This window comes from Pseudomonas sp. efr-133-TYG-103a (assembly GCF_030209235.1).
Lineage (GTDB): Bacteria > Pseudomonadota > Gammaproteobacteria > Pseudomonadales > Pseudomonadaceae > Aquipseudomonas.
On record NZ_JARVSK010000004.1, the window covers coordinates 173,782 to 188,257 of the forward strand.

5 protein-coding genes are annotated in these 14,476 nt (G+C 55.4%); 2 read left to right on the plus strand and 3 right to left on the minus strand.

The window, feature by feature from the left end; genetic code table 11:
* Positions 1-318: 318 nt before the first annotated feature.
* The gene (locus QRN36_RS03520) at positions 319-3,399 is read right to left on the minus strand and encodes an AAA family ATPase (RefSeq protein WP_285422829.1); all 3,081 of its coding nucleotides are present in this window, start codon (positions 3,397-3,399) and stop codon (positions 319-321) included.
* Positions 3,396-5,216: a hypothetical protein gene (locus tag QRN36_RS03525; protein WP_285422830.1), complete on the minus strand. Its 1,821-nt coding sequence runs from the start codon at positions 5,214-5,216 to the stop codon at positions 3,396-3,398. Before QRN36_RS03525 ends, QRN36_RS03520 begins: the two co-directional genes overlap by 4 nt.
* Positions 5,217-5,581: 365 nt before the next feature.
* Between QRN36_RS03525 and QRN36_RS03530 the strand changes: the two genes are divergently transcribed.
* Entirely contained in the window at positions 5,582-8,722 is a 3,141-nt protein-coding gene (locus QRN36_RS03530; protein ID WP_285422831.1) for a CHAT domain-containing protein, read from the plus strand.
* 267 nt (positions 8,723-8,989) lie between these two features.
* On the opposite strand, the gene QRN36_RS03535 is transcribed toward QRN36_RS03530, so the two are convergent.
* The gene (locus QRN36_RS03535; protein WP_285422832.1) at positions 8,990-12,961 is read right to left on the minus strand and encodes a hypothetical protein; all 3,972 of its coding nucleotides are present in this window, start codon (positions 12,959-12,961) and stop codon (positions 8,990-8,992) included.
* Between the two features lie 289 nt (positions 12,962-13,250).
* On the opposite strand from QRN36_RS03535, the gene QRN36_RS03540 reads away from it, so the two are divergent.
* Positions 13,251-14,444, plus strand: a complete 1,194-nt coding sequence (locus QRN36_RS03540) for a tetratricopeptide repeat protein (protein WP_285422833.1) — start codon at positions 13,251-13,253, stop codon at positions 14,442-14,444.
* Positions 14,445-14,476: the final 32 nt, after the last annotated feature.

Below are 14,476 nucleotides of genomic sequence, written 5' to 3' on the forward strand. Positions count from 1 at the left end.
ACTTCAGGTTGGCAGACATTCAACGTTAACGTTGCCAATGACGGCAATTGAGGCGTCGCAACACTTAATGCCAACGGCCCGAATGATACGCAGCGAAATCCAGCACATGTTCGTTTCAAGGTTTTTCCAATCACGTGTATTAGTCCGCGCAATGTTCCGGTAAGCCACATTGCACATTGCACATTGCACATTGCGATGGTGTGTTGGGCCATCCCGGTTACGATGTCCGAGGAGGTGATACTTGGAAACTCCTCCTCATCGGTTATGCGTTGTTGTCAGTCACCCGCGCAGAACAGTGCCAACTGCGCGGTACCTGCCTTATAAGGTTCGCGACAAACGCAATTCCTTGAATTCATCGCCCAAAAATCGAAACTTATGGCGGAAAAGTCCAGCAAGCTTGGTGTCTGCCGTAGCAAAGAAGATTTGCCTCGACCCAGTGATAGCAAGCTGGCGAAGATGGTCAAGGAAGGACAGCATGTTTATGTCGTCGATGTGTGCAACAGGATCGTCAAACAGCAATAAAGGGGGGCCTGAGCGAAGACGGCCATTCATCGCCAGGAACAGTGACAGGGCGAATGCGGCACGCTGACCTGTGCTCATATGGTCGAGCTGAACCTCTACGCCCGTACTTCTACGGATGATGACAAGTTTTCCATGAGAGACTTGAATCTCAAACTCGTTAGGCATGTGGATGTTGGCAAAGGTACGAGCAATCTCTGCCGCGTTCTCGGCTAGGATCTGACTTGCAAGCTCGCCCCCCGAGCTTTGTTTGGCTAAGGTATCCAGCACCCGATCTGCCTCGGTTGCACGAGTGATCTTTGTGTTGCTGCCCTCGATCTTTTTGTCGAGATCTTCGATATTCTTGATCTCGTCGTTGAGCGCCTTATTGTTGGCACCTTCCTGCGCCAAGGCCGTGGCGACCTGGGCGAGCAATTGCTGTGTAGCTGCGAGACTCAGCGCGAGTTCTTCCGCTGTCGTCTCAGTGCTGATAGTCAGAATTGACAAGAGATTCTGGCGTGCCCCCAAGGCGGCTTCCGCATCTGATATCAGTTCTTTGACGGCTTTTGCGAGTCTATCGGTGTCTCCTAGCGCCTCGATCGAAAGGCGTTCGGCCATCGCATCGCACTCCAGCCTCACGACTTCTGTCTCCTTGATGGCGTTCTTTTCAGCTCTTTGGAATGTTTCCAACATCTCTTTGTGATTCGACTGGATTCGTTGCAAATCCTCGAGCGAACAAAGTTCGGCCATTCCCGCGATCAGCAACTTGCTAGCAAGATCGTCGGAAGAGAGCCCGTCGGACCGAAGATGCTTTGCCTGCGCGCGGAACGCTTCCAGCTCCTGACGATCAAGCTCGAACGCAGTTCGCTCTTGGTCAATCAGTTTAAGCGTCTGGGCGACCGTGACCGTTAAATCACTGCTTCCAACAAACGAACGCAAGGGATGCAGGAGTGCCAACATGGCCTCAGCCTCCGCCATCGATTCCTTGGCAGACGAAATCTCCGTTTGGAGCAAGCTGGCTTGTTCAGACGTACCGCCCTCAACATCGTCCATCATTCGCGCAAGCAGCTGACCTTCTTCGAATTCGGTTCTGCATAAAGGGCAATGGTCGGGATCGGCCGACCGCTGCAGTATGTCTTGGGCGGTGCCCAGTAGGCGCTGCCTTAGCACGGTCATCGTGCTCTGAGTCTTTTCCAGAGCCTGGAGTGAAGCTTGCGCAGTTTCGAGCCACCGCTGATTTCTGTCGATCTCCATTTCGACTGAGTCAATAGCGTCTGCGACAGACCGTTCCAAAAACTGTTGAATGGCGCTCCTATCTCCGAGGTCAGCGACTGTACTCAACCTTGCCCTGCGCGTGCGAACTCGGTCCTGACACTCAGTTGCCTGTTTGACAATTTGCGGGAAGTTGGCGCGCGCATAAGGAAGAAGCGCTTCTGCAGCAGCGCTTAGTGCCGCCGCTCTTTGCGCCTCGCGACGTGCGTTGACCTGTGCCAACCGGCCGGCTTTGGCTCTCTGATCTAGAGCTACCGCTTTGCTCGCTTCCTCGTTCAGGCCGGTTAGTAGCCGAAGCGCGGAATCGGGCTCGGCGTGAAGCATGTTGATCGACGCATGTCGAACCAGTGCGATGTAAGAGATGGCCTCCTGGATTTGCACTCGTAACGCTGCGAGTTGACCTTTTTCGTCTGGGACCTGACTCCATCCCTGACTTTTCAGCGCCGCGAGAAGTTCAAGGAACAGGCTGTCCGACAACTTTGGTGCAGCTTTGATAGCATCAAGACGCGCCAGGGCTGCCTCTTTCATTTGTTGATTGCTTGCGCTCTCTCGGCGTAGGTCCTTCAGGTCATCCTGTAGCTGCTTGAGAACGCGGCGTAGCCTGTCTGCCAGATTCTCTGCTGTCGCACCCAGCATCAAACGCGTGACGTCCGTTCCAATTTGTTCTGAACTTGCCGATACGCTGAGATCTACCGCAGCATCGGTGTCTAGGAAGTTAAATTTCCCGAAACTGTCCTGTATGGTGACCGTCTTCAGTTCAGTTTTGGCATACCAGTTCGAGTGGCGGGCACGAAGTCGCGTGGCATCAGTGGTCGAAGACAGCTTGTGCTCGACTCCGACAAGATCCACGGCAATCGATGTGCTGCCGAGCAGCGCAGAGGATCGGCGATTTCTTCCGCAGTAGGCGTATTCAATGGCTTCAAGTAGTGAGGTCTTGCCAACCCCGTTGCTGCCGACAATCAAATTCACTCGACCTAGCGGGTGTTCCTTTTCCTCTGGGTGAGTGCGGAAACCTTGAATGGACAAGTGCTTGATGAAGCAGTTTGCGGCTTCCTGTTCAGCAGAGAGTAGAGCCACAGGAGATACTGGGCGCGATGCTCCATCCTTTGTCCCCGCAACAATTCGCCGAACTGCATCCGGAACGGTGATGTCGCTATCCAGAATGAAGGCAAGGCCGTGCTGTTCGAGAATCTTTGACCATGTCGTCGCAAGGTCGACCGGCAGGGCTTTCGAAGGTTCGGGCGTTGGTGCGTTGGCCAGCAAGCCGGCGATCTCGCCTTCTCGTACAACCTGCTTGCGGGCATACTCCCTGTCCGACTCTATCTTGGCTTTGAGGTGACCGAATTCGCCCCCTTGGGCAGCCTCATCACTGGTTACGAAGTACAGGTAATGATTCCAGCGTAAATCAGTTGCGACGTCACTTGAGAAGTACATCGGCGAGAGGACTTCTTCCTGGTAGCTTTTCAACGACTCAGCAGTAGTTGCGAGCCTATCGTTCAGGTCGAAGTAGCGAATCGCATAATCGCGAGCGCCGAAGCGGTCAACGCCTCGAAAAACACCCTGCCCTACGCTTTCAAGATCGGGATAGCGGTCCTTGAGCATCGCTTCAACGCGTTGCGCATTAATCATGATCTGTCCTCTGAGAAATCTACCGGTGATGCGCTGGCCGGAACGTCGATGAGATTCATGCCTTCGGGGCCGCGTGTGCCAAAGCGGTTATCTCGTCGAAACACCACGCAAAGCCGGTCTTGAGCGCGCACAATGACGTCGCTCAGTTCCTCTGCGCTCTTACCTGCTGCGCAAGCCTCATTGATTGCCTGGTTGGTGATAGCCGTCCTAAGCTTCTGGTGCATGGCTTCGACCGCTAAGTTGTTCGCCTGGTCCGAAAGGAAGACGAGTGTTGCTGGCCCCCGCACGCCAGTGTTCGTTACAACGTTGTGGTGGGGGGAATTGCGTTTCCATGAAAACTTGAAGCCGTCTGCTAAATCCCGCATTGACGGTGGCCAGGGAACGTCGCTGTGCGCAAGTCCGATTGCATCATGAGCGCGCTGCAATCTTTGCAGGCGGTATGACGATCCTGGCCGAGTGATGTCAGCGTCTTGGTGGACTGTCACTCGACGTATCGATTCCTCGTCCTTGTCTAGATGAACCGCGTCAAGCTCTTTGACTGTGTACCAAGACGCTGGGGTTCCGCAGGGCCCCATGAGGATCTCGATAGCGCGCTCAACCGCAAGCGGGCTTTCCAGCGAGGCCTGCCGCAAGTGTTCAGCAATTGCTTGATATCCCTCTAGGGCGCTGGAAAAACCGTCGTCGGCAACCGCACCACTCTGCCAGCTGTTGCTGTCTTCTCTCCAAGACCAGCGCTCTTCCACTGCGACGAAGTTCTTCGGCGCCAACGCTTGCTCGCCGGGGAAACGCAACTTCTGCTTTTGCAACTGAATGATCTGGCCTTCATAGTTCAGGAAGAACGAATGCCAGCGTTGGGCGAGCAAGCAGTAATAAAGACCATTGCGATGCAACGAATCAATTATCCCGTCGTCAGCGCTGAATTTTATGGGCGGTGCGTACCAGGCTGAACCAGCGACATTATTCCAATCCGCATATTTGCCTCCGCTCTTGACCTCTTTGATGTTCTTGGCCCAGTTCAGGCACAGGAGTTCGACGTGACTGTTCGTTCCCACTGAACAAAGCCTGGTACGGTAGGCCGCGTAGTCAGTGTGTGCCGGCTTTGGATTGAGTTGGATATGAATGAGCAGGCAGTTGGTATGTATTTCGTCGATGTGCTCAGCGAAGTCAAAGGCGTCCGAGCAAATAATTGAGACGAGGCTCATCGAGTTGATGCCGCGATTGAAGGCGTATACCGTCTTGCCGAGGCACAATGAGGTTTGCTCTACATCCCGGTAGTCCCTGCATGCCACTGTCTTGAGTTGCGCGAGAAGGCACAGTACAGGCTGTCCGTCCTGGTTTTGGGCCCAGAAAATGTAGAGGAGCGGGTCGAGGTAACGCCGTTGCGCGGCTTGCCGCGCGTCAAGTGGTTCATGGTGAAATACGCATTCGCCAGCCGCGTTGTACTGTTGAGCCAACGACTGGAAATCAGCCGGAGAGATGCTTTCACACCCAAGGACCCAGATGGCACCTTGTGAAGGTCGATAGTCTCCTGCCACGATTTCTTTTACGACTGACCAGGGGACGCAATATTCAGGTGCTACCGCCAGGTCAGAATGGCTTTTTGCCGCGGCGGAAAGAAATCCGCTGCATACGGCGTGTCCAACGGCGGCGTCTGCGTGACCGACCCGGACATCATTGGCTTCGACCATACCCGATGGTTGAAGCAAGATTGCCCTATAGGGTTCGCGTGCTGGATTCAGGGCTTCCAGACTCATAAGCGTCAGAGGATGAGGCTGCTGACGTAGGACCTCTTCGACGTCTACGATGTTTATCGCCACACTGCCTCCTCTCCATGCTGAATGACGTACAACGCTCTCTTAGCGGTCCTGTGAAATACGCGCTTCAAGTCGTGATTATTTTTGCGAATCTAGTGTAACAAGTTGCAGCCTTGCATCGAGTCGATGCAGAAGCCAGAAGTCGAATATACGTGCACAGTCTGCACGGCTGCCGACGCAGCGGGCCAGTGAGATTGGACAACTGCTACCGCATCAGTGGATGCCGGCCTGACTTAAGCAAGGTGAGTTGGGCGGACGCTTACTCAGCTCCAGCGCATCAGCGAAGACATCAGCGAAAAGTTGGATTACACGCCGGGCGTATTCCCCGTACGCTCACGCTGCAAGGATGAAGGTTCTGGAGAATAACTATGAGTCAGGAAAACGGCTATTCCAATTGGGAGTCGAGGATTCAGCAGGGTCTTGCTTTGTGCGATCAGATGCTGGCAAATGGAGAGGTCGGGGCAGCCCTCGCGCATCTCCGTAGTCTGGGGCTTGGAGACGAGGCGGATACTAAGGTTGTAGCCATTCAAATGCTTCATGCTGCTGGTTTGGCGGAACACGCTTATAGAGAGGTCAAGAGCCTGGTACTTCCGGCCGATCCCGAACCAGAGGTACTGCTGCGGTTGGCCCATGTGTGTGCGGACGCTGGAGCTGACGCTGACGCAAAAAGCTTGCTAGACAGAGTCGTCGATGATGCCCTCCTATTGGGCTCTCTCTATATTGCTTCCCGCATCGCCGAACGAATTGGCGATGCGAATCTTCGGGCACAATTCGAGGGACGCATGATCAATGAACACCCCTCCGAGAGCGGTGTCCGGAACTTGGTCTTGCAGCGGGCATTAGCCGACGAACGATTCGCCGAAGCAGCAGCTGTGCTTCATCCCGATTTCATGAGCTCGCGCGAGCATCTCTACCATCTGCAGCTGCTGGCCGATTCTGATTCGCTTGATACTGAAGCAATGGTGATACTGGCTGAACGGTCATCTGGCAAGCTGGTGCCCTTGGCCATTCTTCGATACTTGCTTGCCAGACATGAGGTGGTGGCTGCGATCAATGTCGGAATCTTGCTCGTGGAATCGGAGAATGAGGAAGAAGTCAGGGAACTGTTGGCCGTTCTCGACGCATTTCTGCTGAGAAGAGGCTCAATTGACTTCTCGTTGGTTGAGAGCAAGGTTGCGGACATCATCAAGGTGATCGTTGGGTACTTGGCGGTCCGACCGCAGCACGGCTACGTTCGACAGCGCCTGATAGAGTTGCTGTCGGTAGAACGTAGTGGCGACATTGGGGTCCCGCTCCTCTTGAAGGTTGTCTTCAATCTTATTGATGAAGGAGGACTCATCCTAGGACCAAACACGTATCCGGCGTCAAGTTCGAAGGAGGCGCTACTAGAGAGCAAAATCCCAGAAATCTGCACGCAATGGCTTATGGATCGTCAGCCATGCATCCCTGGCAAAACCAAACTTCCACGCGAGTTGATCTCGATCGATCCAGACGTTTGTATGGCAACCATCTGTACGATGATGAGTTCGGGGGCCATTGCAGTTGAGTCACGTCAGGACGTAGACCTCTTGAAGCACTGGCTTCTTCTTGGATGCGGTATTGCGCCCCATACGTCTGCGCCTGATTTCACTACTGTCTTGTTCCGGGTAGCGATGACGCGACTAGGTAACGCTGGGTACGCGCAGCAGGCGCGAGACCTCTGCGAGGAGCAGCTCTCTCAATGCGGTGATTCACAATCTCGCGCTCAATCCGCATGGTTCAGCATGGCCGATGTCTACAGCCGTCTTCAGGACCGTCGCACCAGCTTGGTTGCCTTTGCGTGTGCTATTGCGGGCCCCAATATTGGGCAGACACCGTTGACCAGCTTCAATGAGATCAACCTTTGGGTACGGCTGCTTAGGGAGTCTGGACTGCTTGACCATGCTTTGGACGCACTTGAGATATCTAACAAGGCCTTGCAGGCCCGCGGAACCTATGACAAGCATCGACACCAGCAGCTTCATGTCAGATTGACTATCGAACTTGAAAGGGTTGTTCGCGATCTTCCAGACCGAGCCGACGAGATCCCTAATCTGCTCCTGCGTGCCGCCGAAGCTGGTCAGGAGGCGCTTGATAGCGGTGAGGACGGCGTCCAAGCGATGGCTCTGCTTGGTCAGCTCATCAAGCTTTCCAAGACCTTCAACGTTAAGCTCCCGGATAGCGCAGCTCAGACGATGAGGGTACTCGCTGGCAATACCTTTTCATCAAAGCCGTTCGTCCAATCGCTAATGGACAGCGAGGATCCTGTTGGCGCCCTTTGGACGCAGTACTCGTCTGTAGAACCTGCAAAGTTCGCCAACGATGCCGCATATGACTCAATGCAGCTGACGGTCGCCGCCAGGATGGTGCTGACCCTTGAACGCAATAGCGTAGAGCCTGATGAGCTCTTGCTGCCTTTTGAGCTTCTGGCCGACAGAGGCGTCGCCGCTCCGGGATGGACTATGCATCCAAGACCCCCCTACGCGTTTGTGTCCCCTTCGAAGATTGTGGAGGTAGCCGAACATCTGCGTGGACGTGGGATAGCCTTGGTGCTGGCCGCGTTCGACAACCTCGGTCAGCTAGTTTCCCTCAGGTATGAGGGCGGCCAGTTCACTCTCGTGGAAGAGCAGGAGTTCAGCTACGACAGCTTCAAGAGATGGTCTAAGTTGTACCCATATGACTACTGCAAGGACGTGGGAACGCAGAATTGGGAAAAGGAGCACGCAATGCAACAGTCTCTAGCCGAGTGCAAATGGCAGACACTCCCGTCGAGCGCAACTCTAGTCGTGATGGAGTCAGAGCTGCGTTCGATGCCGAGCAATCTGTTATGGACCAACAATGGCTTCTTCGGAGCCTCTCAACCTGTTGGTGCCGCACCGTCCATGGCTTGGCTCGCAGAGTCGTTCAGCCGCCGTCCTGCTGCCGCGCCGCGACTGTACGCCTGGATATCCAACGCAGGCGATCAGACGCAGACCCTCAACGTGCTACTCGGTTATCTGCGAGGGGAGTTCGCGGAATACGGAGTGATACTGGATACCAGCAATCAGCCGCCCGCAACGCTTGCAGGCTCGGACTTGGTGTTTATAGCGGCCCATGGACAGGTCTCCCCTGAGGGCAACTACTTCCATACCTTGAATGATGAGGGGTCGCTGAAAATCCCTGCTGATGTGGTTGCAACAGCTGTTCGCGACTCACGTGTGGCGGTGCTGTTTGTCTGCAGCGGTGGCCGCTCGGACAAGGTGCCGGATGCTAACACCACGAGTGGCTTGGCTAAGGAGCTTCTTTCTAAAGGGTGTTCGACGGTCATTGCCTCGCCTTGGCCGGTCGAAGCAATGGTCGCAGCCAGCTGGGCGCCAAAGTTCCTAAAGTACTGGAAGTCAGGCAAGACCGCCATTCAGGCCTGCTATGATGCCAACATGGAAATTAGTGGTGATCCTTCTCGAGCTTTGGCGATGAATCTTTACGGAGATCCGTGTCAGACTTGGTCGTAGCCCAGTGGCACTAACGCTTTTTGGATTGTGCAGGCGAACGTTTGTAAGCGTACGGCGAGCTCACCTACTCCGATCCCAAGCATAAGGGCGATGGAGTTCGGAGGGTGAGTTCGCCGGACGTACTATGGGTCTACCCGTGGCAGTTCTAGATGGCAAATGACAAAAGCCAATGCTGAGAGTCAAAGAGAGCGAAGCATTAAATTTTCCGGAAGGAGCGGAGCACTTGTAGGTTCTCAAATGGTAACAGGTGCCTTTCTCGCTCCCGACTCATTCCGAGATACGCTCGCCTAGCCGCTTACGCGCGTACTCCCGCAGCGCAACCGAGCCTAAATCGTCGAGGACCGAGAACGGCAGCAGCTCTGATGTATCGAGTATCCGGCGCGCAGGGTGGCCGGGTTCGAGGAGGTCTAGAATTTGATCGGCGATTTTACGATCACGTGTTGCCATTGCGCTTGCGCCGACAAGGAGTAGGACTTGGCGACGGTTGACGCTAGCAACGCTAGTGAAAAGTTTCAGGGCGACGTCGGAGGTAGCGTGCGCGCCGACTAAATGGGCTGCGTGAGTGGCCAATATCGGCGGCAAATCAGTCAGAAAGGTTGGGGCTAGATGCTCGGTGACGCTCGGGTCGAGGATTGCCGCATCGGCGAGCGCTACGAGAGCATCGAGGCGGATCCATCGTGACTCTCTGAGACTGACGAGGTTCGAGATCTTCTGCTGGATCCTGGAGCTGCACTTATTCGCTGCGACTATCAGAGCGATTTGGCTGAGAGTTCTGTCGCTAGTTGTGCTGGCAAGATCAAGTAGCATTTCGCCGACGGGATCCACCAAAGATGCATAGTTTGCGAGAGCAATCACCGCCTCTTGGGCAATGGTGTAAGTGTCTCGGACCGAGGTATGGTAATCGGCACTCGACCATTGGTCGTACGCCAATCCTAGAAGTGTCTTCTGGTGATCGGGATGCGGCCTCTCGCGTATGACCGAAACAAGTGCACGCCGTACTCTTGCGCTGGGGTCGGATGACAAAGTCAAGAGGGATGCCGGCAGCGGATCTGACAAGGATGATGCAAGGTGGAGGAGCGCGGCGTGCCGGGCATCCGCCCGATTGTGCCGCAGCGAGCGCTTGACCAGCGCGATGTCGCCGATCTCAATCGCCACTTTAGTCGCCGCGAGAGCATCATCCTTACTCTTCGCGATTGCGAGCCAGAACTCGACGCCCGGCGCAGCATCGCCACCATTCGCAACGATCACTGGCACGACTAGGCCAAGCGTTTCCGAATTTAGTCCTAGGACGTTCTCGGTCAGGATCTTGAGCGCGTTAGGCCCCACACTCCCAGGGCCACTGTGGTCCGACGGGAAAGCACTGATGATTTCGACTAGCTCGACAGGAAGGTGGTCGGTGATCTGTTTCCGCGCTGCCGCTCGATCCTCGACATTGATCTGGTAGCTGGCGCGGTCGATATCGGCGAGCAACATAAGCTGCTTGCTAGGCTTAGCGGAAAGGTTTTTGATCTCGTTGACCAGAAGACCTGGCACACGAGCTAATGCAGTCTCAGAGAGTGCCTTGCGTAGGTCGACTGCCATCACACCATCCGCAATCCTTCTCGCTAGCCTCTGAACGACTTCAGGCAGCCAATTTTGCCCGAGTGCTTCCCAGACCTCGGGTTCGGCATCAAGCCCCTTAGCACACGTGACGATAGCGTCGAATTCGGCAGGCGAGGTATGAGTGTTGTTCAAGCGCAGATCTCGTGCCCAGCGGAAAACCAACTCAGCCATGCGGGGATGCTCGGCAATCGCCTTCCAGGCTCCAACGGAGCGCAGATGCCGAATATAAACCTCGATGAAGACGCCCGAGGTGTAGCCATCTTCCTCGTGGCTCCATTGCATCGCCTCTTCGACAGCAGCGTCGCACTCACCATCCTCAATTGCACGCCACTTTTCCGCGTAGGATAGGCCATAGCCGCGCTCAATCGCGACGAGGTCATCGAGCGCGGAATCAACAATAATTTCGTAGCTGACCAGATCTCGGATCGCACCCGTAGCGACCGCTTTCGCGTTCGTCTCGTAGCCGTTGCCGACCATACGTCGAGCCGCATCCAGATAGGCTGGGGTGAGATTAGGTGCGATACGGTCGAGGCGTGCGGCAAACTGATCCCCATAACTCCCTCGCTCGAACCCCAACTGTTCTCGGATGAAGCGAGCGGCGATCACGGCGGAGCGCGGGTCTGCCGAAACCCCGGCGTACCAATCGTCGTCAAACACGGGTGATTTCCAGTTGTCAATGAAGAGCGATGCGCCGCGCTGAGTTCCTTTGAGCAGCCAATAGGCTACGCGGCTCGGTATCGACGCCTTTGAGCCGACTTCTGAAGCGAGCTCGAGTAGATTGGGGAAATCCGAGACTGGGTCGATTAGGCCCTCGTCTAGCCAGGCATCTATGGCGGACTGGCTGGATTCGTCTATTTGGAAAGGGGCATCGATTTTACGTTGCGCGACGAAGTTGCGTGTCGCCTCAAAGACGCGAGCAGCGGTTTCCATGCCCCAGACGCGATTTTCAACGGGCAGACGTGTCAATGCCAAGATCAAGGTCTGGATCGCGCACTCGCTGCGCAGCCAGTGACTAGTTAGAAAGAGTTCGACCCCCTGTCGCACGCTCGAATGGGTGAAGGAAATTGTACGGAACGGCTGGCGCAGGTGACGTGCCGCGACCATACGATCAATCAACTTGTCTAAGCCCTCGCCCAGATCGCGATCTAGTGGGCGCAAAGATCGTTGCAGAGGACCGAGTTGGCTCCTGTCAAACTGATTCCGGGCAGCTAGCAAAGCCCAAACGATACCTGCAATTCCCGACGTATCGCTGGCCTCTAGGGCTCTTACGACAACACCGCCCACCGCGTCTCGATGAGCATGGTCAAGTAATCGCCGGGAGAATTCGTGATCGCTCTCCTCAAGTTCGGGCCCCTGCGCCATCTGCTGAAAATAAAGATCAATCTCGAAAGGGGTCTCGAGTTCGGACAGCACAGCCTTGCGAAACGCGTAAGCCTTTGGCTGCAAAGCCGGCGGGAGCTGGTCCATGCGACTGTTATATATTTCGCGAAGCTGGCCGCTGCGATATTGCGCGGCATCTAGCTCGACAGACCACTGACTCAGTACTTCTTGAGCTTTGCCCATGATGTCGCTACGCGATGTGATCACAAATTGATGGTTTGACGAAGCCTTAGCTAGCAAGCGAGGTAGCTGCTCGGTCCAGCTATCTGCGCCCTCTCGCAGGCGATACTGGCCCCACGGGTCCTCAATGTAAAAAAGCGTCGGTCCGTGATTGATGAGCTTCCTCGCACTGGTCGGAGTGTCGTCGGAGCCGAGTGTTACCACTTCTAAGCTTCCGTCGCGCTGTCGTGCGAGCTCGCATAATCTGAGTGCGGCCTGCGTTTTGCCCGTGCCCGACGGGCCACGGATCACGATGGCTCCCTTGTCTGTCAGTTGCTCAACCATGTTGTGGAAGTTCGTTGGCGGGACGAAATTCTCTAGGCTAGCAAGGCTCGAGAGGAACCCGTCATGTTCACGCACGATCGCCAGGAGATCCTCGCGGGTCCAAACTCCGGGTACTGCCCCACGGGTGCGGCGCTTTGCTTCAGAGCGCAGCTTGGCGAGAAGGCTATCTTGGTTCGGCCGAGGTACGTGTAGTAGGTCCGACATCAGTTCCCGTAGCACGGAAGCGAGGTATTTTTCCGTAAGGCCGCCCCAGATTGCGACTCGGCCTTCTGGTGACTTCTTGAGCGTGTCCTTGAGAATGTCGGGAAACTCACCCTTGTCAGGCGCCTCTTCAAAACCTTGAACCAAGAGGCCGCGTGCGACACCTTTCACGCTGGCAGTGGTGACGAGCAGATAACGTGTGTCGGGATCGTCAAGATGGTGAAGAGCCTCACGACGGCCGCCAGGCTTGTCGGAACCATGCTTCAGCAGCCTTACGAAATCGTCAATTGACCAAGGCTCACCTGTGTTGCGTTTGACCTGCACTACAAGCTTATAACCGCCGGCGACCATTGCACTTGGCTGCATTCGTCCCGGAACGGAGGGTTCGAGATCGACTTCAAGATCCTCCTCGTTGGCGGGTTCAAGTACCAAGCGGGTAGCGGCTTTGGAGATCAGCAGAAGCTGGAAAGCGGCGAGGATCGATACATCAACTTGATAGTCGAAGCCGAGCTGCGCAGCGGCGGCGCCACGGATTGAATTTGTCGCACTCATTAACCGTTTATCCCCTTTCTGTTACGTCCCGAATATTTATCTCGGTCCAAGCAGTTTCGCTCGGCCATTCAGCTCTGAGGGCCTACGGACGACAATTTTCGCAGCCACCTTGCGCAGGGTATTGACACGAAATCACAGATGCCTATGCTAGGCAAGTCGCGTAGGCCACAAGACACGGGATCTGAGCCGCACCCGCCCCATGATGCACTGGCCAGACAATTAGTGAATAAAGCACCGCCCCCATGCGGCAGGGCTTGTGTTAACTATTGTCTAAAATCAGAGTGCAATCATGACCCAATCATCCTCCCCTCGTATCCCTCGCTGGCTTCGTGAACAACGTGAGCAGCATAAGCAAAATCGCGCCTTCAACTCGGACTATCTGATTCTGCCTGACGGTAATTCGGTCGGGGATCTCCGGCGTGCGGGCACGGACGTAGACTCCTACTGTCTAGAACGCTTCGACATCTCTCTGGATCACCTCATTGAGGAAGCTCGACAGCGCTTCGAATTCGTGACCGATGCCGCAGTCTATTTGCTTGGTGGCATCATGGCAGCCATCAAGCTCGGCGAACCCGGGATCCTTCACAAAGATCGCCTGCAGATGGTAGAGCGCGACCTGCTCGCCTGCGCACAACAGGATTACGCCGACGCCAAAATGCAATTGGGACTGCTCTATTGCTCAGCGGGTAAGTACTTCGGGCATACCGAAGAAGAGGGCCTGACCTGGATGCTAAGAGCCTTCAATAGCAATCACTCCGATGCGCCGTCCGAACTAGGTAACTACTACCTGCGTAAAGAACGCTGGGACAAAGCGGCGTCTTTCCTGCGCAAAGGCGACAAGCGAAAATGTGCGATGTCAGCATTCAGGCTGGCTCAGATGTACCATCAAGGTGCCGGGCCTATCGAGCAAAGCATCCAGAAGGCCTTCAAGCTCTACGGGCAAGCCTCCATGCGCGGATACCCAGAAGCGACAGTCGAGATGATCGAGCTGTTCTTGACCGATCCTCAGGCTTTTCCACTTCCTGCCAAACCAGAGGAGCTGCTCCACGAGGCAATCAAGGACGGTCTTCCTATGGCCATGTTCTGGCTTGCGGACATGTTCGAGAATGGCCAACACGTTCAACAGGATCTCAACGAGGCTGTGAGGCTGTACAAGCAGGCCGCCGACCTAGGACTAGCGGCAGCCGCACTCAAGATGGGCAACATCCACGACGAGAGCCATCACGACGCATTTACCACGTACAAGGATGTTGAAAAAGCAGTCCACTGGTACGAGCGGGCTGCAAAAAATCCAGATAACGATGAGGTACGTAAGCGTGCCTTCCTCGCGCTGGGCGATATCGGAATGAGGACAGAGCGGTACGAGCAGGCCCGTGGCTGTTTTCTGAACGCTGTGCATTTTGGGTCAGTGACAGGCCACCGTCTCGCTGCACAGGCAGCTCATCTTCACAACGCTCAGCAACGTGGCAATGGGGACAAATAACATGACCAGACTTATCGCTTGCCCCCACTGCG